The organism is Rhodopseudomonas palustris (genome assembly GCF_003226555.1).
GTDB lineage: Bacteria > Pseudomonadota > Alphaproteobacteria > Rhizobiales > Xanthobacteraceae > Rhodopseudomonas > Rhodopseudomonas palustris_I.
This window is the reverse complement of record NZ_QKQS01000038.1, coordinates 240,872-262,169: the sequence shown is the minus strand read 5'-3', so window position 1 is coordinate 262,169 and position 21,298 is coordinate 240,872. Positions and strand designations below refer to the sequence as shown.

General features: G+C 64.1%; 20 protein-coding genes. 11 read left to right on the top strand and 9 right to left on the bottom strand.

All coding sequences use genetic code 11. From position 1 onward, the window contains the following. Positions 1–172: 172 nt before the first annotated feature. Positions 173–1,582, top strand: a complete 1,410-nt coding sequence (gene ahcY / locus DNX69_RS25045) for an adenosylhomocysteinase (protein ID WP_107345696.1) — start codon at positions 173–175, stop codon at positions 1,580–1,582. Between the two features lie 138 nt (positions 1,583–1,720). Here ahcY and DNX69_RS25040 read toward each other — a convergent pair whose 3' ends face one another. After that, positions 1,721–5,380, bottom strand: coding sequence for an SIR2 family NAD-dependent protein deacylase (locus DNX69_RS25040; RefSeq protein ID WP_110788717.1), 3,660 nt, complete (start codon positions 5,378–5,380; stop codon positions 1,721–1,723). A gap of 362 nt (positions 5,381–5,742) precedes the next feature. Here DNX69_RS25040 and DNX69_RS25035 point away from each other — a divergent pair, with 362 nt between their 5' ends. Continuing rightward, complete coding sequence (locus DNX69_RS25035; protein WP_110788716.1) at positions 5,743–6,204, top strand: hypothetical protein; 462 nt, start codon at positions 5,743–5,745, stop codon at positions 6,202–6,204. Then, the gene (locus tag DNX69_RS25030; RefSeq protein ID WP_110788715.1) at positions 6,188–6,643 is read left to right on the top strand and encodes a hypothetical protein; all 456 of its coding nucleotides are present in this window, start codon (positions 6,188–6,190) and stop codon (positions 6,641–6,643) included. Before DNX69_RS25035 ends, DNX69_RS25030 begins: the two co-directional genes overlap by 17 nt. A gap of 130 nt (positions 6,644–6,773) precedes the next feature. Here DNX69_RS25030 and DNX69_RS25025 read toward each other — a convergent pair whose 3' ends face one another. The 4 genes from DNX69_RS25025 to mntR form a co-directional block, all read right to left on the bottom strand. Beyond that, on the bottom strand, positions 6,774–7,382 hold the full coding sequence (locus DNX69_RS25025) for a DUF6790 family protein (RefSeq protein WP_234827072.1): 609 nt from the start codon (positions 7,380–7,382) through the stop codon (positions 6,774–6,776). A 99-nt stretch (positions 7,383–7,481) separates the two neighbouring features. Continuing rightward, the gene (locus DNX69_RS25020) at positions 7,482–7,856 is read right to left on the bottom strand and encodes a hypothetical protein (protein ID WP_234827071.1); all 375 of its coding nucleotides are present in this window, start codon (positions 7,854–7,856) and stop codon (positions 7,482–7,484) included. 314 nt (positions 7,857–8,170) lie between these two features. Beyond that, positions 8,171–8,308: a hypothetical protein gene (locus DNX69_RS26430; protein ID WP_013503926.1), complete on the bottom strand. Its 138-nt coding sequence runs from the start codon at positions 8,306–8,308 to the stop codon at positions 8,171–8,173. 273 nt (positions 8,309–8,581) lie between these two features. Further along, positions 8,582–9,046 (bottom strand): manganese-binding transcriptional regulator MntR, encoded by a 465-nt coding sequence (gene mntR / locus DNX69_RS25015; protein ID WP_110788713.1) that lies wholly within the window; start codon positions 9,044–9,046, stop codon positions 8,582–8,584. A 276-nt stretch (positions 9,047–9,322) separates the two neighbouring features. On the opposite strand from mntR, the gene DNX69_RS25010 reads away from it, so the two are divergent. Genes DNX69_RS25010 through DNX69_RS24990 form a run of 5 tightly spaced genes read left to right on the top strand, consistent with a single transcriptional unit; the run spans position 9,323 to position 13,881 of the window. Next, positions 9,323–10,267 carry a hypothetical protein gene (locus tag DNX69_RS25010; protein WP_110788712.1) on the top strand — a complete coding sequence of 315 codons (945 nt, stop codon included), beginning with the start codon at positions 9,323–9,325 and terminating at the stop codon, positions 10,265–10,267. A gap of 60 nt (positions 10,268–10,327) precedes the next feature. Beyond that, complete coding sequence (locus DNX69_RS25005) at positions 10,328–11,245, top strand: metal ABC transporter substrate-binding protein (protein ID WP_110788711.1); 918 nt, start codon at positions 10,328–10,330, stop codon at positions 11,243–11,245. Beyond that, the gene (locus tag DNX69_RS25000; RefSeq protein ID WP_110788710.1) at positions 11,242–12,138 is read left to right on the top strand and encodes a manganese/iron ABC transporter ATP-binding protein; all 897 of its coding nucleotides are present in this window, start codon (positions 11,242–11,244) and stop codon (positions 12,136–12,138) included. The genes DNX69_RS25005 and DNX69_RS25000 overlap by 4 nt, the downstream gene beginning before the upstream one ends. Position 12,139: 1 nt before the next feature. Continuing rightward, complete coding sequence (locus tag DNX69_RS24995; protein ID WP_110788709.1) at positions 12,140–13,012, top strand: metal ABC transporter permease; 873 nt, start codon at positions 12,140–12,142, stop codon at positions 13,010–13,012. After that, complete coding sequence (locus DNX69_RS24990; protein WP_110788708.1) at positions 13,009–13,881, top strand: metal ABC transporter permease; 873 nt, start codon at positions 13,009–13,011, stop codon at positions 13,879–13,881. The genes DNX69_RS24995 and DNX69_RS24990 overlap by 4 nt, the downstream gene beginning before the upstream one ends. A gap of 26 nt (positions 13,882–13,907) precedes the next feature. Here DNX69_RS24990 and DNX69_RS24985 read toward each other — a convergent pair whose 3' ends face one another. The 3 genes from DNX69_RS24985 to DNX69_RS24975 are packed head-to-tail and all read right to left on the bottom strand — an operon-like array spanning position 13,908 to position 15,607. Further along, a complete protein-coding gene (locus DNX69_RS24985) occupies positions 13,908–14,690 on the bottom strand; it encodes an anti-sigma factor family protein (protein ID WP_110788707.1) in 783 nt (260 codons plus the stop codon). Beyond that, a complete protein-coding gene (locus tag DNX69_RS24980) occupies positions 14,687–15,196 on the bottom strand; it encodes an RNA polymerase sigma factor (protein WP_110788706.1) in 510 nt (169 codons plus the stop codon). The genes DNX69_RS24985 and DNX69_RS24980 overlap by 4 nt, the downstream gene beginning before the upstream one ends. Before the next feature lie 30 nt (positions 15,197–15,226). Beyond that, the gene (locus DNX69_RS24975) at positions 15,227–15,607 is read right to left on the bottom strand and encodes a COG4315 family predicted lipoprotein (RefSeq protein ID WP_110788705.1); all 381 of its coding nucleotides are present in this window, start codon (positions 15,605–15,607) and stop codon (positions 15,227–15,229) included. 392 nt (positions 15,608–15,999) lie between these two features. On the opposite strand from DNX69_RS24975, the gene rpsU reads away from it, so the two are divergent. Continuing rightward, positions 16,000–16,275, top strand: coding sequence for a 30S ribosomal protein S21 (rpsU, locus tag DNX69_RS24970; protein ID WP_110788704.1), 276 nt, complete (start codon positions 16,000–16,002; stop codon positions 16,273–16,275). Between the two features lie 254 nt (positions 16,276–16,529). Next, positions 16,530–17,801, top strand: a complete 1,272-nt coding sequence (locus tag DNX69_RS24965) for an acyl-CoA dehydrogenase family protein (RefSeq protein WP_110788703.1) — start codon at positions 16,530–16,532, stop codon at positions 17,799–17,801. 102 nt (positions 17,802–17,903) lie between these two features. Here the strand turns inward: DNX69_RS24965 and DNX69_RS24960 are convergent, their stop codons facing one another. Continuing rightward, the gene (locus DNX69_RS24960) at positions 17,904–19,952 is read right to left on the bottom strand and encodes a DEAD/DEAH box helicase (RefSeq protein WP_110788702.1); all 2,049 of its coding nucleotides are present in this window, start codon (positions 19,950–19,952) and stop codon (positions 17,904–17,906) included. A 302-nt stretch (positions 19,953–20,254) separates the two neighbouring features. On the opposite strand from DNX69_RS24960, the gene DNX69_RS24955 reads away from it, so the two are divergent. Then, on the top strand, positions 20,255–21,295 hold the full coding sequence (locus tag DNX69_RS24955) for a sensor domain-containing diguanylate cyclase (protein WP_110788701.1): 1,041 nt from the start codon (positions 20,255–20,257) through the stop codon (positions 21,293–21,295). Positions 21,296–21,298: the final 3 nt, after the last annotated feature.

Genomic DNA, 21,298 nt, shown 5'->3' with positions numbered 1-21,298 from the left:
CCCCCCCCCCCGCTTCAGCGCAGCCGAGCCTCTCGGCCTCGCGGCGACGCCCCCTCACCCCACCCCTCTCCCCGCGAGCGGGGAGAGGGAGCGCAAATGCACTGCCTCAAACTGCCCGATTCAGTTCGTAGTGCTCAGTTCGACTGACACAGACATCAGGAAACCCATCCGCATGACCGCCAAGTTCACCGACTACATCGTCAAGGACATCGGCCTCGCCGAGTTCGGCCGCAAGGAGATCTCGCTGGCCGAGACCGAAATGCCCGGCCTGATGGCGACCCGCGAGGAATACGGCCCGAAGCAGCCGCTGAAGGGCGCCCGCATCGCCGGCTCGCTGCACATGACGATCCAGACCGCGGTGCTGATCGAGACCCTGGTGGCGCTCGGCGCCGACGTGCGCTGGGTGTCGTGCAACATCTATTCGACCCAGGACCACGCCGCCGCCGCGATCGCCGCAGCCGGCATTCCGGTGTTCGCCGTCAAGGGCGAGACGCTGAAGGATTACTGGGACTACACCGCCAAGCTGTTCGACTGGTCGGACGGTGGCACCCCGAACATGATCCTCGACGACGGCGGCGACGCCACCATGTTCGTGCATCAGGGCCTGCGCGCCGAGAACGGCGACACCGTGTTCCTCGATCAGCACAATTCGGAAGAAGAAGAGATCTTCTTCGCGCTGATCAAGCGCATCCTGAAAGAGAAGCCGAAGGGCTACTTCGCCACGCTCGCCAAGAACATCAAGGGCGTGTCGGAAGAGACCACCACGGGCGTGCATCGTCTGTACGACATGGAGAAGGCCGGCAAGCTGCTGTTCCCGGCGATCAACGTCAACGACTCGGTCACCAAGTCGAAGTTCGACAACCTCTATGGCTGCCGTGAATCGCTGGTCGACGGCATCCGCCGCGGCACCGACGTGATGATGTCCGGCAAGGTCGCGATGGTGGCCGGCTTCGGCGACGTCGGCAAGGGCTCGGCGGCGTCGCTGCGCCAGGCCGGCGCCCGCGTCATGGTGTCGGAAGTCGATCCGATCTGCGCGCTGCAGGCGGCGATGGAAGGCTACCAGGTCGTGACCATGGAAGACGCGGCGCCGATCGCCGACATCTTCGTCACCGCCACCGGCAACAAGGACATCATCACGATCGAGCACATGCGCGCGATGAAGGATCGCGCCATCGTCTGCAACATCGGCCACTTCGACAACGAAATTCAGATCGCGCATCTGAAGAACCTGAAGTGGGACAACATCAAGCCGCAGGTCGACGAGATCACCTTCCCGGACGGCAAGCGCATCGTGCTGCTGTCGGAAGGCCGCCTCGTCAACCTCGGCAACGCCACCGGCCATCCGTCCTTCGTGATGTCGGCGTCGTTCACCAACCAGACGCTGGCGCAGATCGAGCTGTTCCAGAACCAGGGCAAGTACGAGAAGAAGGTCTACGTGCTGCCGAAGACGCTGGACGAAAAGGTCGCTCGCCTGCACCTCGCCAAGATCGGCGTCAAGCTCACCGAGCTGCGCAAGGACCAGGCCGACTACATCGGCGTCAAGGTCGAGGGGCCGTTCAAGGCGGATCACTATCGGTATTGATACCGCCAAGCGTCATACGCGGGCTCGATCCGCGTATCCATCTTGCGTGAAGCGACAAAGCCCCGGAGCGACTCTCCGGGGCTTTTTGTTAGGCAACTCAAAACATGTTGAGGTCGAAAGGTCGCCCCTAACTCCGCACTAAGATGCATCCAACGCGGCCGAGTCCAGCGCAAAGCGCACCTCTGGAAGCGGATCAAGCCTGTAGGAATCGAGCCACGCTGCAATTCCATTGCTAGTGATGCCGACGGCGGAGAGTTGATACGCCAATCGCGTGCATTCGGCGCGGACAACAGAGAGCGATATGAGGAGTGGCTGCGAGTCCACACGGTTGTATTGGGTTTCAATATGCAAATCGGCCAATGTCTCTGCCAGCGTGGCTTTGTCGGTCGTCGTCAATTTTTCAGTACGAAGTAGTCGGTTTGCGCACCAAAGAAGTGCGGCTAACCCAGTTGCCTGTCTAGCACTTATAGCAAGAAGAAGTTGCTCGATTAGACTTCTCGGCAAGTCAATGCCAAATCCTGGATCAGCGCTCCACCTGGCCATAGCTGCAGTCGCACCAGAAACACAATCGAAATTACTTCCCATCATGGCGCGTCTAATTGATCTTGTGACGCGATCCTCCAAGTCTGGGTTTAGTGAAAGAAGGAACGGCAAAGTCTGAAGCGCGGAGGGAGCTGGTACGTCCGAAATTAGATTGAAGAGGCCGTGAATGCGCGCCTCTGTTAGATCCTCCGCTTTTAGCAAAGGCAAGATGCCGTGAAGTAAACACGGCCCGATTTCTCGTGCGATACGTTTTGGTCGGCCACGATCCAAATCGAACGGGACGGCGAAGGAATTCTCTGGAGGGCGCCATGCCAGTATGGAATCGAGGATGATGAGGCCATCTTCTTTGCTTGGAAGCACTGACACGTCATCAGGGCGTCGTCTGCGCGCCGCGCCATGAATGCAGATCAGGATGTCCTCGTCTATCTTCCCATCTTTTGCTTTCCGGTATGCCCAGTCGGCAAAACGCGTCTTAACAGTTTCGGGGGCTGGGCTTGGTAGATTGATAAACGTGAATGCATAGAGATTCGTATTCGCAGGAAGGTTCCTTTCATCCAATTGCGTGTACAAGGCGTCTCCAAATGCAGCCTCTTCTGCGGCGGTTAATAGACGTTGCCTGTGGAGCTGCGATAGCCGGTGTGCTGCCTCGACCCTCTCGCTTGGCGCCGACGAAGTGACGGCCTCGATCAATTCATTGATTCGGATAGTCCATGCGGTCGCATTCTGGGTCCGGTCATAGTTGCTCATTGCAATGTACTCGAGGGGGCGTGGCCAATCTCGAACAATTCCATGCGTCGCATTGGGCAGAGGAAATTGAATGGCTGTCAGAGCCAATTCTGCCTTCTGCACTTTGCTCATGGCCTCAGTGCACCGCTTCAGCAAATGACCAATAGGCTCCCAGAGCCACCAATGTTGAAGATCTGAATCCTTCGATAGACCCAGGGCGAAATCGAAAAGAGTCCTCGCCTCTTGGTCGCCGCTGCGGATTACGAGCCGAGAAATAGCCTCGGTCAGGAAGCGAATCTTCTCGATCGCATGCGTATTGAAATGTTTCTCGATGGTGTCGGGGCGCTGGTGCATCGTCCGGGTGCGCCAAAATTGAATGGCGGCAACACATTTATCCAGAAGTGGCTGAGCGATCGTTGTCGGTAGCTTAGCAACGGATGCACGATCAAGGTGGCGATCTATCAAGGTGTCTTCATGGCTGCGAAGTGTCTGAAAAAGTCGTAAATACCAATCTTCTGTTGGCTCGAAGCTGATGGCTAGCGCATTCTTGGAACTGTCTCCCCTGATCGAGGCCATGTCGATAGAGACAGGGAGTCCTGCGTCTTCGGCCAATCTGTCCAGTTCGTAATTTGGAGGTGCATTGGTCCAACTTTGGAAATGTACTCCGCTGGCTCCCTCGATATAGGTTCCCGCGTCGAAGTGGGGCTTCGCGTCAAAGTTCTTCTTTTCTTGCTCCCGAAACCTACGTTCGATCGCGTCTTCGACATATTTCAGTTCATCCCACGGATCGCATTTGGCGCCCTTAAAATCCAACGGCCAGTCGCGATCTCGGTCAAGTCTTTGCTCTTCCGATGGGTCGTAGACGCCTCGTAGCGCGGCCCGGGCCAAGAATTCGGCCCATGCTCTTCGAGACAGCAGCCAAAGCGAGTTCCGATCCCGTTGTTGACGGCTTCGGAGTTCGGTAAGTGCTGCGAGAATGAGTTTCTTCCCGCCGGCGAAGTCCGATAGCTCGCATCGGATGTTGGCCTGTCGCAAACTCCAGATTGGATCAGGACCCTGAATCGAGGCGACTTCCTGAAGTAGATCGGCATACTGAAGATTGTCGCGCAGGTTGAGGCACTTTTGATAGGCAAGCTCGGCTCGATGATCGGTTCCTATGTCAGAGTATCGTCCGATAACGTCCGCTATTTTGTTGAAGGCCGAAAGATTGCTCGAGTGCCTTGCTGCGCGCAAAGTAATGGCTGCGAGATCGAGGTATTCTGAAAGCGAAAGAGGCAATGCATCCTTGGGTTTTGTCGGGTCGGCGATGCATTCTTGTTCGATGATTCGAAAGAATGCGTCGAAGAGAAAATCAGGAATCGGCCAGTACGCCTTGTCAAATCTCCAGGCGAGCTCGAACAGAGCGCGATTCCTTTGCTCGGGAGTGATTAGATTAAGCGCATCTTTGCTTATCAGAACGTTATCCGTAGCGTATCGGAGTGCTGCGCGCTTGCCGCTCGGGCACACAAGCCATCCTGGGTAACCTTCCCTCTCGATGCGCCATGTTTCCGCCGCTTTAACAATCAGTTCCGCCGCGTATGCTTTGTCCTTGAAACGGCGATCAACTTGCTCCGCTGTGATGCCGGTCGTTGGCTGTTGCTGAGGTGACCATGCGTACATTGGCCTTGGCTTTGAACTATGCAAATATTCTAGGAACAGCTTCATTGCCTTGACATGGCGATAGGCCGGGGAGACCTTCGCGACAAGAGGCCCGAGGTCAACGGGGGCGACATTGCGAAGTTCGAGAAGCCGGCGCGCAGCCGGGTGCAAGTTGAGGACTCCCACGAGATATATGCGGCGGGCTCCGCCTCCTAAATGATCACGTACCCAACCAGACCATTGCAAGAAATTTGGATCATTGCCTGAGAATCCGACTAGACAGAGTTCGTTTTCGAGAAACACCTGTCGGGCCAGATTAACAAATTCAGCATGGCGTGTTGGATACGTGCGGTAGTCCTCCTCGGCGAAAATGAAAGGGCCAGAAGGAAGAGTTCCGTGAAGTTTCACGATGCGCGGGGGGCGAGCACGCGCCAAGTCGTTTCCAGTCAATACCTCTTCGTAAGCTATTTCGCTGACATTCGAAGCGGCGCGCTCAAGGAGAGTGTCCCAGTTTGTTGTGAGTACGTCCGTCCATGGAAGTCGGAGGAGCAGTTCATGCAGTTCTCCGGGCTCCCAACTGCGGTCGGGAGTTTGCGTTCGAATAAAGTCGTCAAGGGCAGCCTGACCAAGCATTGCGCGGTATTCTTCGGCAAGGCGGAGGGGGTCAGTTGGAAATTCGTCCTCTTTGGCGCTGCCATATATTTGTGAGATGATGCTTTGCCTCAGATCATTCCAAAGAGGGGCTTTCTTCGAGTCTCCACCTGGAAGGGTTGCCAGGCGACTGAATCCAGAGCCTACGAGAAGAGCGGCGCCCCGACTTTCTCCGTCGCGCCAAAGTGCTTTTGCGAGGTGATCTATTGCAAAGAAATCAGGGAGCTCCGACATATTCATTCGATATTCCGATCCTCTCCGTAGACACTTTGGCTGATGGGTGCCTCTTGCTTCCCGGATTAGTCAAGCCCGTAGCCCGTGGGGCGGATTAGCGCGGGGTAATCCGCCGCTACGTCGACACAAGCACTGCTGATGTTTGGCGGGTTGGGCCTTCGGTGGACCTGCCCTACGATGGCACCTCTTCAAATTGAAGCGGTCAAGGCTTGCTCGTCTGCTGCTGGCGGCAGAGCCCTAAAGATGCGCTCGAATGACGCGGGGAGCCCGCCACAAATCGTTGATCCTGGATCGTGCTGCTCCAATTACGGCAATCTAGATTATTGCCACGGCGAGAGTTATCCTGATCGAAATGGAGTGAAACAGCCATGACCGACGATCTGGGCGTCGTGGACGGTGACCTGGAGACTTCGGTCACCAAGGAAGACGTTGAAAACCGTGTCCAAGATTGGAAGAATCGCCTGAGTGACTTGTTTCGACGAGTGAGCGATTGGGCGCGGGAGAACGGATGGCAGGTTAACGATAGCGGTGAGGTCTCGATGCATGAAGAACTCATGCAGCGGTTCAATCTGCCTGCGACGGGCCAGCCGACACTTCGTTTGGACGGAGAGCGCGGTTACGCGCTGTTCAAGCCGAAGGGATTGTGGGTGATCGGTGCCAACGGTCGGATCGATCTCTACACGTCGAAGGGCATATTCATCATCGTCGATTTGGCAGAAAGCGGGACCGCTCCGCGTTGGACGATTTTTCGAACGAATTCAAAGCGTGACGGCGAACCCTTTTCACCGGAATTATTAACGAACCTCATTTGCGATGGACAAGCTTCCTGAAATCAAAGCCAGCTACGATTGGTTCTTCGCTCGTTACCAGGCCGAAACCGCAGAGCGAGCGAGAAGCAGTGATATTGCCGCCATCGATCGAATGGAAGTGAGGCGCGACATGTTGGAGCGCGCCGCGTTTGTGCTGATGTTCGGTCAGTTCGAGAAGGCGGTGAATTCGAAATTCGAAGAAGCGGTCAACGCGAGGATCGCCAACCCCGACTGGAATGGTCGCCGCGGTTGGGACACTCCGTCGTTGAAAGGCAATAAGGTGCCGTTCGACACAAAGCTCGCGATGGTCTTGGACAGCCAGTCATCGTCGTTCAGGCGTATCTTGCAAACCTATGCGATACGCAATCATTGCGCTCATGGCGGAACCACGAACGCCGTCGGCTCCATTGATGCACTCGAAGCGGATCTCTATCGCTGGCAGGCGCAATTACGGAATTGAACCAGCCCGTAGAGCGCGTAGGGCGGATTAGCGCAGCGTAATCCGCCGCTACGCAAAGACAAGCCGGCGGCTGTTAGGCGGGTTACGCCTTCGGCTAACCCGCCCTACGGCGCTGGGGCCACCAAACACATCACAGCTCGACGTTACGCATCCGCACATTGTCGCGCGAAAACTCGCCGTCGTCTTGTGGCATCGCCAGCACCCCGTCGGCGAACGGCGCCACGGCGCCGCGTCCGCGGTGCTGCAGCCACAGCAGCACCCCGCCGAACACCGGGATCAGGATATCGGTATAGAACACCACCCCGGCATTGCCGGGCGCGAAGTTGTGCTGGGTCAGCATCTGATGGATGTGGCCGGCGGCGGCGCCGAGCATGAACAGGCCGGGGCCGACGATCGCGGCGAGGCGGAGGTCGAAGCTGCGGAAGGCGGCGAGGAAGCCGACCACGGAAAAGCCGAGGCTCGCGGTCGCGACTTCGAACTGGAACGGGCTATCGGCCCAGCCGATGAACGCCGCCGATATCTTGCCGAAGAAGCCGTGCATCACGAAGTTGTACAGAGAGCAGACGCCGATCGACCAGAACACGTGCCAGGCCAGCAGTTTCTCGATCACGTCATGGGATCGCAGCGGTTTTGGCGCGCGGGCGATCGCGACCAGCGCGAACAGCAGGCCGATCACGAGAAAGCTCAGCGAAAAATTCGACAACACGAACACGATTGTCGCCTTGATCACTTCCGCCATGCCGCTTTCTCCGCTCGGTCACCGGCCCCACGAACAACATTCGGATGCGCAGGGCAATCGTGGCGATGATACGCGCTTATGGGCAAATCGCCATGCCGGTCACCGCCACCTGTTCACCACCCAAATCGCCCCCCACGCTCCCGCCAGGGTGACGATCATTGTCCCGGCGAGCGCTGCGGCCATCACCGGGCCGCCGGCGGCGGCGAGGGAGGATGAGCCTTGCACGAACGGGCCGAGCAGCATGGCCACGGCCGTGCCGCCGAGCGGGGCGATGAGGATGGCGCCGGTGAGGGCGACCGCGATGCTGACGATCCAGCCGAGCGGGCCGCGTTGCCTGGTTTTGGCGTCGTGGATGCCGACCGCCAAGGCGCCGAGCAGGAAGGCCAGCGCGATCGTCATCGGTCCGCCGACGCTGCTCGGCGGAATCGCGCCGGTCGCTTGCAGAAACAGGATGCCGATCACGGCAATCAGCATGATGGTGGGCATGCGGCGCGTCCCGGCTGCTGGGCAGCGCCGCGCAGGTCGCGGCGGCCCATCGGCATGATCAGAATGGGGGCGGAGCCGGTTACGGCGGCGTCCGTCAGCTTCCCACTTTGTCCAGCACGGGGGCACCGGAGTTCAACGTGCCGTGCGCGATGCGGAGCGCGGGCGAGTGGCGTGGCAGCCAGGTCTCAGGGCAGGGTCCGGCGGCCCGGACGTCGCCGCGGCCGGGTTCGCGTCGCTCTCCGACGCGAACCGGGATGACGAACGAGCGGTGCGGTTCGCCGCCGCGGTGGTTGCGGCCGGCGTTACTTCTTCTTGCCGGTGCCGCCCTGGGTCGGCTGCCAATTGCCGGTCTTCTGGCTCGGCGCGGCGGCGATGGTCTTGACCTTTTCCTTCTTGGGTTTCTTGGCTTCGCGATTACTCTTCTGTTCGCCTTTGGCCATCGTGGTCTCCTGCTGAATGGGGATACGGAAGTGACTTGGTGGCCAGCGCGGAGGCGCGGCATCGCGTGCGACTCAAAGCAGCACGCCCGGCGCCGGTCGCTGCACCGTGCGCCTGTTAGGCCCGCCAATCCATCGATTTCGTGCATCAGGCGCGATGAGCGCGCAGCCGGTCGTGCCAATCGGTGGCTGGGGCAGGGCAACGCAGCGATACCTCGGCTTTTTGGCGAAACCGATCCCGACGCTGCCCTGCCGCGGCGCCGGCGGCCTGCGAAGCTACGACCGGAGAAACTGCGCGAACGCTTTCAGCGTGGCCTCCGAGCAGTGGTGCTCCATGCCCTCGGCGTCGGCTTCCGCGGCTTCAGGGGGGACACCGACCGCGCGCAAGAGATCGACCACCAGCCGATGGCGGGCGTGCGAGCGTTCCGCCAGCGCCTGGCCCTGTTCGGTGAGAAACACGCCGCGATAGGGGCGCGAGGTCGCCAGCCCGGCCTTCTTCAATCGCGAAATAGTCTTGATGGCGGTGGCGTGCGAGACGCCGAGGCGGCGCGCAATGTCGGTCGGCCGCGCTTCGCCGGTGCCGGCCAACAGGTCGGCGATCAGTTCGACATAGTCCTCGAGAATCGCGGTCGACTGCGCCGACCGGGCCTTGCCGAAGCGGCGGGCCTGTACCAGCTCGGTCGGCAGATCGGCCGGGGGAGCGTCGTTGCGCTGGGCTTTCCGCGGGACGACAGGGCTCATTGATTCACGCTCGCGATTGCTGCGATCCGGAAAGCACGAATTCTCGCCGGCGTCAAAATGTAGCCGAGGCAACAATCCGGCATTGACAGTTGCGACCCATTCTCTACGATGTAGCCAAGGCTACAATATCGGGGCCGTGCACCATGGCCGCAAGGCCGGCCGGTGCAGGATGAAACTGCGCGCCGTTTGGTCGCGCTCGGAAGTCAAGGAACGCAGGTGAGACTTCAGATCGACACGGCGAAGCGGTCGCCGGTTCGGACATCGTCATGGGGGCGGATGGTCGTGGCGACCGCATTCGCGGCCGGTGCCGCCGCGGAGATGTCACCGGCCGCGGCGGAGGATGCGCCGCCCTGGCTGTCGCTGCCCGCGTCGTCGCTGTCGAGCTTCGCGATGCAGCGCCCCGCGACGGTGCCGGGCACGCACCACGCCGAAGGCGTCGACACCGAGCACATCTTCGGCTTCTCGATGGGCTCCGATATCGGCCAGAAGGGCGAGATCGAGGTCGAGATGGAGAACGTCGGCGGCTTCGGCAAGCGCGATGGCCGCTACGCCACGCTGGGGACGCTGGCCCAGGTCAAGTACACGCTCACCGATCGGATTCGCATCGCGCCGGGGCTGTCGTTCGGCGGCCAGCAGATCGGCGGCGTGTTCGGCTACGACGACCGCAACCATTTCACCTTCAACGGTGCCGCGCTCGAGTTCCGCTACAAGCTGGTCGATCGCAAGGTGGCGCCGTTCGGGTTGACGTTGCACGCGCAGCCGAACTGGTCCCGCGTCGACGAGGCGACGGGCGGCCGGATCGAGCAGTACGGCGGCGAGTTCGCGGCGCTGTTCGACCGCGAGCTGATCGCCGACAGATTGTTCGCCGTCTTCAACGTCTGGTACGGCACCGGCGCCACCCGCGAGCGCGCGACCAATCTCTGGGGCCACGATTCCGAACTGCAGCTGCACGGCGGCCTGTCCTACGCGTTCGTGCCCGGATTCCTCGCCGGCATCAATGTCCGCTACCTGCGCGCCTATGACGGTGGCGGGCTGGACCGTTTCGTCGGTGATGCCGTCTATGTCGGGCCGACCTTCTCGTACAACGTCTCGCCGGCATTCGGCATCTCCGGCACCTGGCAGTTTCAGGTCGCGGGCGGCGCCTTGGGTGATCAGCGGCCGCTGAACCTCGATCAGTTCGAGCGCCAGCAGGCGATGCTCCGGCTCAACTGGCACTTCTAGCGACGGGCGCCGCGACGAATACGCAAGCCGCGGCGCGCGACTGCATCAGGATGGACACAGATGAAACTGAAACAGATCTGTAGCGGCTGGGTACGCAGCGTGGTCGCGGCCGCAGTCGCTGGCGTGCTGCTCGCCGGCCCGTGCCAGGCGCAGGCCCGCAAGCCGTTCCGCGTGGTGACGACCTTCACGGTGATCCAGGACATCGCCCAGAACGTCGCCGGCGACAAGGCGATCGTGGAGTCGATCACCAAGCCCGGCGCCGAGATCCACGACTACCAGCCGACCCCGCTCGATATCGTGCGGGCGCAGGCGGCCGATCTCGTGCTGTGGAACGGCTTCAATCTCGAACGCTGGTTCGAGCGGTTCTTCGAGAACGTGAAGGATGTTCCGAGCGTCGTGGTCACCGAAGGCATCGCGCCGATGGGAATCGCGCAGGGGCCGTACAGCGGCAAGCCCAATCCGCACGCCTGGATGTCGCCGTCCAACGCGCTGATCTACGTCGAGAACATCCGCAAGGCGCTGGTGAAATACGATCCCGCCAACGCGGCCGCCTATGATCAGAACGCCGCCGACTATGCGGCCAGGATCAAGGCGCTGGACGAGCCGCTGCGCCGCCGGCTCGCCGCGATCCCCGAAAACCAGCGCTGGCTGGTGTCGAGCGAAGGCGCGTTCAGCTACCTGACGCGCGATTACCAGATGAAGGAGGCGTTCCTCTGGCCGATCAACGCCGACGAGCAGGGCACGCCGCAGCAGGTGCGCAAGGTGATCGACCTCGTGCGCAAGAATAAGATTCCGGTGGTGTTCAGCGAGAGCACGATCTCGGACCGCGCCGCCAAGCAGGTCGCCCGCGAGAGCGGGGCGCGCTACGGCGGCGTGCTCTATGTCGATTCGCTCAGCGCCGCGGGCGGTCCGGTGCCGACCTATCTGGACCTCCTCAAGGTGACGGTCGAAACCATCGCCAAGGGGTTCGGGACATGATCCGGTTCGACCCGGCCGAGGCGCGCGGCGCGGGCGACGCGGTCCCCGGCATCGCGGTGCGCGGTCTCAACGTGACCTATCCGAACGGCTACACCGCGGTGCGCGACGCCTCGTTCACGCTCGGCGCCGGGACGATCTGCGCGCTGGTCGGCGTCAACGGCAGCGGCAAGTCGACGATCTTCAAGGCGATCATGGGGTTCGTGCGGCCGTCCGCCGGCAGCGTGGAGCTGTGCGGGATGCCGGTCGCGCGGGCGCTGAAGCGCAACATCGTCGCCTACGTCCCGCAGAGCGAGGACATCGACTGGAATTTTCCGGTGCTGGTCGAGACCGTGGTGATGATGGGCCGCTACGGCCACATGAACTTCCTGCGGATTCCGTCGCAGGCCGACCGCCGCGCGGTCGACCAAGCGCTGGAACGCGTCGGCATGACGGCCTATCGCGACCGCCAGATCGGCGAGCTCAGCGGCGGCCAGAAGAAGCGGGTGTTTCTCGCCCGCGCGCTGGCGCAGGGCGGGCGGATCGTGCTGCTCGACGAGCCGTTCACCGGCGTCGACGTCAAGACCGAAACCGCGATCATCGATCTGCTGCGCGAGCTGCGCGACGCCGGCCAGCTGATCCTGGTCTCGACCCACGATCTCGGCAGCGTTCCGCAGTTCTGCGACCAGGTCGTGCTGGTCAACCGCACCGTGCTGGCGGCCGGGCCGACCGCCGAGACCTTCACCCAGCGCAATCTCGAGCTCGCCTTCGGCGGCGTGCTGCGCAACTTCCAGCTCGGCGGCGCCGACCTGCACAGCGACGACGATCAGCGCCGGCTGACGGTGATCACCGACGACGAACGGCCGCTGGTGTTCTATGACGCCGGGCCCAACCAGCGGCAGGACCAGGAGAGCTGAGATGGCCGAGGGGTCGCTGCTCGCCGAACTGCTGGTGCCGTTCGCCTACGGCTACATGCTGAAGGCGATGTGGGTGAGCGCCCTGGTCGGCGGCGTGTGCGCCTTCCTGTCGGCCTATCTGATGCTGAAGGGCTGGTCGCTGATGGGCGACGCCCTCGGCCACGCGATCGTTCCGGGCGTCGCCGCCGCCTACATCCTCGGGGCGCCGTTCGCGCTCGGCGCGTTCTTCGCCGGCATCCTGGCGGCGGCCGGCATGCAGTTCGTCAAGCTGAAGTCGCGGCTGCGCGAGGACGCGGTGATCGGGCTGGTGTTCACCACGTTGTTCGCGCTCGGTCTGCTGATGGCCTCGATCTGGCCGATGTCGGTGAGCGTGCAGACCATCGTGCTCGGCAACATCCTGGCGATCTCCGATGCCGACGTCGTCCAGGTCGCGATCATCTCCGCGGTGTCGCTGGCGATTCTGGCGCTGAAGTGGAAGGACCTGATGGTGACGTTCTTCGACGAGAGCCACGCCCGCAGCATCGGGCTCGATCCGCGGCGGCTCAAGATCGTGTTCTTCACCCTGCTCAGCGCCTGCACGGTCGCCGCGCTGCAGACGGTCGGCGCCTGTCTGGTGATCGCGCTGGTGGTGACGCCCGGCGCCACCGCCTATCTGCTCACCGACCGGTTCGGCCGGTTGATCCTGATCAGCGTCGCGCTCGGCGCCGTCACCAGCTTCGTCGGCGCCTATCTCAGCTATTTTCTCGACGGCGCTACCGGCGGCGTGATCGTCACGCTGCAGACTCTGCTGTTTCTGGCGGCGTTCTACTTCGCGCCGAAGCACGGCGTGATCGCGGCGCGCCGGCGGCGGCATGCGGCGGGGGTGACGCCGTGAGCGAGGTCGCCGACTGGATCACCGGACCGCTGGCCTATCCGTTCATGCAGCGGGCGCTGATCGCGTCCGTCATGGTGGCTGCGGTCTGCGCGGTGCTGTCCTGCTATCTGGTGCTGAAGGGCTGGTCGCTGATGGGCGACGCCGTCTCTCACGCGGTCCTGCCGGGCATCGTGGGCGCCTATGTGCTGAACCTGCCGCTGGCGGCCGGGGCGTTCGTGGCCGGCCTGTCCTGCGCGGTGGTCACCGGCTATCTGAAGGAAAACAGCCGGGTGAAGGAAGACACCGTGATGGGCATCGTGTTTTCCGGGATGTTCGGCTTCGGCCTGGTGCTGTTCACCAGGATCGAGACCGACCAGCATCTCAACCACATCCTGTTCGGCAACGTGCTCGGCGTCACGCCGCGCGACCTGATCGAAATCGCGATCGTCGCCGGTGGGACGCTGCTGGCGGTGCTGCTCAAACGCCGCGACCTCTTGCTGTACTGCTTCGACCCCCACCACGCCCGCTCGATCGGCCTGCCGGTGACGGCGCTGCACTACGGACTGCTGGTGCTGCTCGCGTTGACGATCGTGGCGTCGTTGAAAGCGGTCGGAATCATCCTGGTGGTCGCGATGCTGATCGCGCCCGGCGCCACCGCCTATCTGCTCACCGACAGTTTCGAGCGGATGCTGCTGGTCGCCGTGGTGGTCGCCACCGGCTCGGCCGCGGTCGGCACGCTCGTCAGCTTCCACATCGACGGCGCCACGGGGGCGTGCATCGTGCTGACGCAGGCGCTGGTGTTCTGCGCGGTGTTCCTGTTCGCGCCGAAGCGTGGTTTGCTGCGCACCAACCGAGCCGTGGGAAGGGACCGATCCGAGCCTGTGGGGTGAGATGCGCGATCATCCGGCCGCCGGCGCTACAGCGCTTCGTATTGCTGATAGATCGCGCGGGCGATGCCGAGCAGGTGGTCGCGGTCGGTCTGTGCGACGACGGCGTAGGATAGCTGGGCGTCGATCCAGGAGAACGCGGCCAATTCTCCCGTGCGTTCGAACCGGAAGGCGCTCGGCTCGGCGTCGCCGCCCGGCCGCACATAGACGGTGACGCGGCGGCCCTGCGCGTCCTCATACATGAACTGCGCCGCCGGTCCGTTGGTGGCCGGCAGCAGCCGGCCGCCGATCAGCTTCAGCCCGAGCGCGTCGAGCTTCGGCGCGGTCAGTTTTCGGCCGAGCCGGCGCGACAGCCATTGCACCAGATGCGCTTCCTGATCGGCCGACACTTCGACCGGATGGGCGACCTCGACCGCATAGGTCCGCCACGCCACCATCGCGGCGTCGGCGACCGGCGCGGCGGCGACGACCGTGGGCGCGCGGTGCCAGCGCTCGGACGCCAGCCAGCCGCCGGCGCCGCCGATCAGCAGGCACGCCAGCGCCGCCGCCACCGCGCCGAACCGCTGGCCGGCGAAGCCGCGGCGTTCGCTGCGCAGATGCGCGATGCTGAGCCGCGCCGGGATCGGCTCGGCGGCGACCGAGGCGAGCCGCGCGCGCAGATCGTCGCGATCGGCGATCTGCCCGGCGATGCGGCGGGCGGCCTCGGCGTCGGACTCCAAATAGGCGTCGACCTCCGCGCGCCGCGCGGCATCGAGCCGGCCGTCGACATAGGCCTGCAGATCGTCGTCGCTGAGGGGGCGACGGGCGGTCATTTCACTCTCCTCAACACGGTGGCGCGGCCGGTCTCGACGCTGTGGCGCAGCGCCTCGCGGGCGCGGCTGAGCCGCGACATGATGGTGCCGACCGGCACGTCGAACACCCGCGCGGCCTGTTCATAGCTCAAGTCCTCGACGCCGATCAGCAGCAGCAGCGAGCGCTGATCTTCCGGCAGATCCTCGAGCCGCGCCAGCGCGTCGCGCGCAATCAGGCTGCGCTCGGGACCGGCGGCGCCGTCGGCAAGGGAGCCGCGCGCGTCGATCTCGACTACGGGGCCGCGACGGATCGCGCGGCGGCGCTGGTCGAGATAGAGATTGCGTTCGATCGTGAACAGCCAGGCGCGCAAGTCTCCGCCCGGCCGCCGCAGCCGCCAGCGCGTCAGCGCCCGCTCCAGCGTGGCCTGGACGAGATCGTCCGCGGCGTCGCGATCGTGCAGCAGCACGCGTGCGTAACGGCGCAGGCTCGGTATCAGCGGCTCGATCTCGGCGGCGATCTCGTCCAAGGCTGTTTTGTCCTGGCTGGTCTCGTCGGATCAGGGCTTGGCGATGTGCCAGGCGCCGTTCAGGAAGCCGTCGCCGGTGGTGTCGCCCGGCTTGGTATCCTTGGTCCAGGCATACAGCGGCTTGCCCTTATAGGCCCACTGCTTGGCGCCGTCGTCGCGGGTGATCACGGTCCAGTCGCCGGAGGCCTGCGCGCTGGACGCGGCAATCAGCGGCGGCCAGTTGGTGGCGCACGGGCCGTTGCAGGCCGACTTGCCGCCGGTGTCCTTGTCGAAGGTGTAGAGCGTCATGCCCTTGTCGTCGACCAGCGCCTTGCCCTTGGCGGTGTCGGCGACCTTGGCCGGGGCGGGGGCCTGCGCGAATGCGGCGGCGGCAAGCACGAGAGCGGATACCAGCGTGAACGTGCGGATCATGTTTCCTCCTTCGGGGTGGGTGGATCCGCAGACAGAGACGCCGCCCGGCGGCGGATATTCCCGGCGGCGCGGTCACGAGGCCGTGAGCAGCTGCGTGCGCTGCGGTACCCGGAATTTGCCGCGAAAACCGCGCCGAAGGCAGCCGCGGTTCCCCGGCGGGCGCCGGCTTGGGGCCGGAAACCGGACCGCAACGGGGGAATCGATTGACACGGCTGCGGGATAATGGTCACGTCGCGACCAGCAAGATGCATCTCTGCGGCGCGGAGATGCCGATCGTCCGACGCTGCGGAATGCTGGCGTCGCGAGATTCCCGAAATTTGCGAATGGGCTCCCGCGCAGTCGAGCTGCGATGCGGGATCCATTGCACTTCGTGGCCCATCAAGGAGGAATGATTGCAGGTACTCGTCCGCGACAACAACGTCGACCAGGCACTCCGCGTTCTCAAGAAGAAGATGCAGCGTGAAGGCGTCTTCCGGGAAATGAAGCAGCGTCGCGCCTACGAGAAGCCGTCGGAGCGCAAGGCGCGCGAAAAGTCGGAAGCCGTTCGCCGCGCCCGCAAACTGGCCCGGAAGAAGGCGATCCGCGAGGGACTGCTGCCGGCGCCGCCGAAGAAGAAGCCGTTCGAGCGCAAGGCGCCGCTGCCCGAGATCAAGCAGGCCGCCGGTTAGTGCATAGCCGGTTCTGATCGAATCAGAACCGGAGCTGTCGTGCCGTTGCCGCGCTGAAGCGGCATCGGTCGCGCAAGACGGAACGAACCCGGCGCATGCCGGGTTTTTCGTGTCGCGGGACGATTTTCGCACGCTGTTTTAAACGCAGTTCGATCAAGACAACGCCGTGGGTTCGTGCCTATAACCTTGGCCGCAGCCGTCCGCACCGGAGGGCCGCCAACGACGCCAAGAAAAGCCACGAGGAGCACGCCCGCATGCAGACGGCCTACGTCCCCCGCCAGACCCCTTACACGCTCGCCCCCGAAGACACGCTCAACGATCTGCGGATGAGCGAAGCCGTCCGGCCGCTGTACGATCACGTCAAGAAGTTCATCGCCGACGTCGTCGAGCCGATGCAGCACGAGTTCGAGATCGCGGAAGCGAAGAATCCGAACCGCTGGTCGTTCAGCCAGGAGCAACTCGATCTGCTCGGCAAGGCCAAGGCGCAGGCCAAGGAAGTCGGGCTGTGGAACTTCTTCCTGCCCGACGCCGAGACCGGCGAGGGCCTCAACAATCTCGACTACGCCTACATCGCCGCCGAACTCGGCAAGGCGCCGCTCGCCTCCGAAGTGATGAACTGCTCGGCGCCCGACACCGGCAACATGGAAGTGCTGGAGCGCGTCGGCACGCCTGAGCAGAAAGAGAAGTGGCTCAAGCCATTGCTCAACGGCGAGATCCGTTCGGCCTATGTGATGACCGAGCCGAACGTCGCCTCGTCCGACGCCAAGAACGTCTCGACCTCAGCCGTGCTCGACGGCAACGAGTGGGTGATCAACGGCGAGAAGTATTACATCTCCGGTCTCGGCGATCCGCGCTGCAAGATCATGATCGTGATGGTCAAGACCGATCCGACCGCCGCGCCCAGCAAGCAGCAGTCGCAGATCCTGGTTCCGGTCGACACCCCCGGCGTCGAGGTGATCGGCCCGATGCACGTGTTCGGCCATGACCACGCGCCGCGCGGCCACATGCACATGCGCTTCAACAATGTCCGGGTGCCGAAGGAGAACATCCTGCTCGGCGAAGGCCGCGGCTTCGAGATCTCGCAGCTTCGGCTCGGCCCGGGCCGCATCCATCACTGCATGCGCACCATCGGCAAGGCCGAGAAGGCGCTCGATCTGATGGTGGCGCGCGGCCTGACCCGCGAGGCGTTCGGCAAGAAGATCGCGCATCTCGGCGGCAACCTGCAGATTATCGCGCAGGCGCGCTGCGAGATCGAAGCGATGCGGCTGATGGTGCTGAAGGCGGCGAAAGCCATGGACGTGCTCGGCAACAAGGAAGCGCGCGTCTGGGTCAGCATGGTCAAAGCCATGGTGCCGGAGCGCGCCTGCAAGATCATCGATCAGGCGATCCAGATGCACGGCGCCACCGGCATCTCGCAGTGGACCCCGCTCGCCGAGATGTACACCGACGTCCGCCACCTTCGCTTCGCCGACGGTCCGGACGAAGTGCACTGGATGGTGGTCGGCCGCCATGAGCTGACGCTGTAAGCGAGCGCTGTCAGCGTAAAGAATTAAGGCCGGGGGCATTGTCCCCCGGCCTTGTTACTTGTGGGATGCCGTGCCCCAAGCCGGCCTCACGACGAACTCGCCTCAGCGAAACTTGTTCTTCGCCTTCTTCTTGAACGGCGGGTTCTTGGCCGAAGGGTCGGCGCGGCGGGCCTTGCTGACATAGGCCGGTTTGTCGTCGCGCGACTTCGGCTTCTTCTTGAAACCGTCTTTCTTGAAGGCGTCGTTCTTGAAGCCTTCCTTCTTCTTGAGGCCGTCGCTGTGGTGGCCGTCTTTCGCCGGCGGGAAGCCGGCCTCCTTGAGGCGCGCTTCCTTGCTTCGCGGCGGGCGCGGATCGTCGAGTGCCGCATCGACCATCGGCGACCACGAATCCGGCCGCTTGCTGCGGCGGGTCTCGCGCTGCGACTTGGTCCCCTCGCGCGGCTTGCCCGGCGGCCGGTCATCGCGCGGCAGGATCGGCTTGGCGCCGATCAGCGGCTCGATGCGGATGTTGTCGTCGTGATCGGGCCGCTTGATCTGCGCCGCGAACGCGTCCGCGGCGGCGGACGAAATCTCGAATTCGGTGGTGGTGTCGAGGATGCGGATCGCGCCGATGTCCTGCCGGGTGATGCCGCCGCGGCGGCAGATCATCGGCAGCAGCCAGCGCGCCTCGGCGTTTTTGCGCTTGCCGATCGCGGCGCGAAACCACACGCCGCCCGTGATCGCATGCTTCTCGCCGGCCTTCCCCGAACGTGGTCGCGGCGCGTTGTCGCGCGCGTCGCGATCGCGCGGCTCGCGCACGGGCTTGCCGGGGCGCTCGTCGCGGCCGCGGGCCGGGCGCTCGCCGGGATCGAGAATGTCCTCCGGCGCCGGCATCCGGGCGCGGACCATCCTGGCCAGTGCGACGGCGATCTGCTCGGGCGAGCGCTCGGCGAGCAGCGCCTGCGCCAACGCCTGATCTTCAGCGGTCGGCTCCTCGGTGAACAGCGGGTCCTGCAGCATGCGCTGCTGATCGAGGCTGCGGATTTCGTCGGCCTGCGGCGCGGTGCCCCAGTTCGCCTCGATGCCGGCGAGCTGCAGCAGCAGCTCGGCGCGCCGCCGCCGTGCCGGCGGCACCAACAGGACGCTGATGCCCTTGTTGCCGGCGCGCCCGGTGCGGCCGGAGCGATGCTGCATCACTTCGGCATCGTTCGGCAGCTCGGCGTGAACGACGAGGCCGAGATTGGGCAGATCGATGCCACGCGCCGCGACGTCAGTGGCGACGCAGACCCGGGCGCGGCCGTCGCGGAGCGCGTTCAGCGCTCCGGTGCGTTCGTTCTGGGTGAGTTCGCCGGACAGCGCCACCACCGCGAAGCCGCGCTCCAGCAGCGCAGTCTGCAGATGGTTCACCGCGCTGCGGGTGTTGCAGAACACGATCGCGGTCGGGGATTCGACGTAGCGCAGCACATTGACGACGGCGTGCTCGACGTCGCCCGGCGCAATGCGTATGGCGCGATATTCGATGTCGGCGTGGCCGCCCTCGGCACCCTCGACCTCGATCCGCATCGCGTCGTGCTGATAGGTCTTAGCCAGCGCGATGATGCCGCGTGGCAGCGTCGCGGAGAACAGCAGGGTGCGGCGGGCCTCGGGCGTGGTCTTGAGGATGAATTCCATGTCCTCGCGGAAGCCGAGATCGAGCATTTCGTCGGCCTCGTCCAGCACCACGGCCTTGAGCTGCGACACGTCGAGCCGGTTGCGGCGCAGATGGTCACACAGCCGCCCCGGCGTGCCGACCACGATGTGGGCGCCGTCCGCCAATTCCCGCTGCTCGCGGCGCGGGTCCATGCCGCCGACGCAGGAGACGATGCGGGCGCCGGCGTGGCGATACAGCCAGCTCAGCTCGCGGTGCACCTGCAGCGCCAGCTCGCGGGTCGGCGCCACGATCAGTGCCAACGGCGCGGCGGCGGGGGCGAACTGCTCGGCGTCGCCGAGCAAGTCGCGGGCGATCGCGAGGCCATAGGCGACGGTCTTGCCGGAGCCGGTCTGCGCCGAGACCAGGAGGTCGCGGCCGATGGTGTCCGGCGCGAGCACTGCGCTCTGCACCGGCGTCGCCTGAAGATAATTGCGCTCCGCCAAAGCTCGGGCGAGCGGCGGGGGACTGGTCGGAAATGTCACGAACGACGACCTTCTGGGCGATCACGCCGAATGGGAAAATCCCGTCCTGGCTCTTCTGGGTGAGCCTTCGAACGATGCGCCGCCGCGCGCGGCGGGCAATGACGGGAGACCGGCACGCTTTAAGCCATGCCGGGCCAAAGCGCCAATCTTTCGTGCGGGCGGAGCCGTACCGCCCCCGCTGCGACGTTTACGGGGCGTTAACGACACCTCGTAATTGCCCTGGGGGCATTCAGGAGTTGTTGCCTGTCGTCATGCAACCCATGGTGTAATTCAGTCGCTGGCGCGTCGCGGAGATCGTGACAATGCACAAGAGACGAACCGAGGAAACGCAGGATAGCGCGGGCTCTCCGGATCATCCGGCGGAGATCGCAGGGCTGCAGCGCGAACTGGCCGAAGCCAGGCAGGCGCTGGAGACGCTGTACGCCGCGCTCGACAATGTCGACGCCGGCCTCTTGATCCTGAACGAGGAACTGCGCGCGGTTTACAGCAATCCGGTGCTGCATGTGATGTTCCGGGCCAACAGCGCCGAGGAGATCCGGCAGAACCGGCCGCTCTATGCCGAGATGCTGGCGGCCTCCGCGCAGGCGGTCGCGGTCAATCTCGACGACTACGTGGCACGGCGGCTGGCCTGGGTGCAATCCGGCGATCCGAAGCCGATGGATCTGGCGATGACCGACGGCACCGCGCTGCGCTGCCATCTCGCCGTGCTGCCCAGCGGCGGCCGGATGCTGATCTACAGCGACGTCACCGACATCGTCCGCAACGCCGAGGAGCTGGAGCGGCTGGCCACCACCGACGGCATGACCGGCGTCTACAACCGCCGCCATTTCCTCACCCTGGCCGACCGCGAGTGGTCGCGCGCCCGCCGCTACGGGCGGTCGATGTCGTTCCTGATGATCGACATCGATTACTTCAAAGCCATCAACGACAGCTTCGGTCATCAGGTCGGCGACGAGATGATCGTACACCTCGCGAACCTGGCGCGCGACTGCAAGCGGGATTGCGACGTGCTGGCCCGGCTCGGCGGCGAGGAATTCGCGCTGCTGTTGCCGGAGACCGATCTGGCGCAGGCGGAGGTGGTCGCCGAACGGCTGCGCCGCGAGGTCGCCGCCAACGCGCTGGTGGTGGCGTCGCGCGCCATTCCCGCCACCGTCAGCATCGGCGTCGCCACCGCGCTGCCGGACATGAAAGACGTCTCCGACCTGATGAAAGCCGCCGACCAGGCGCTGTACGACGCCAAACACGCCGGCCGCAACCGCGTCATCTGCCGAGCCTGCCACGATCCGGCGCCGAGTTTGGTGCCTCCGCTCGCGGAGCGTTGCGAGGCGGTGACGATTGGATGAGGT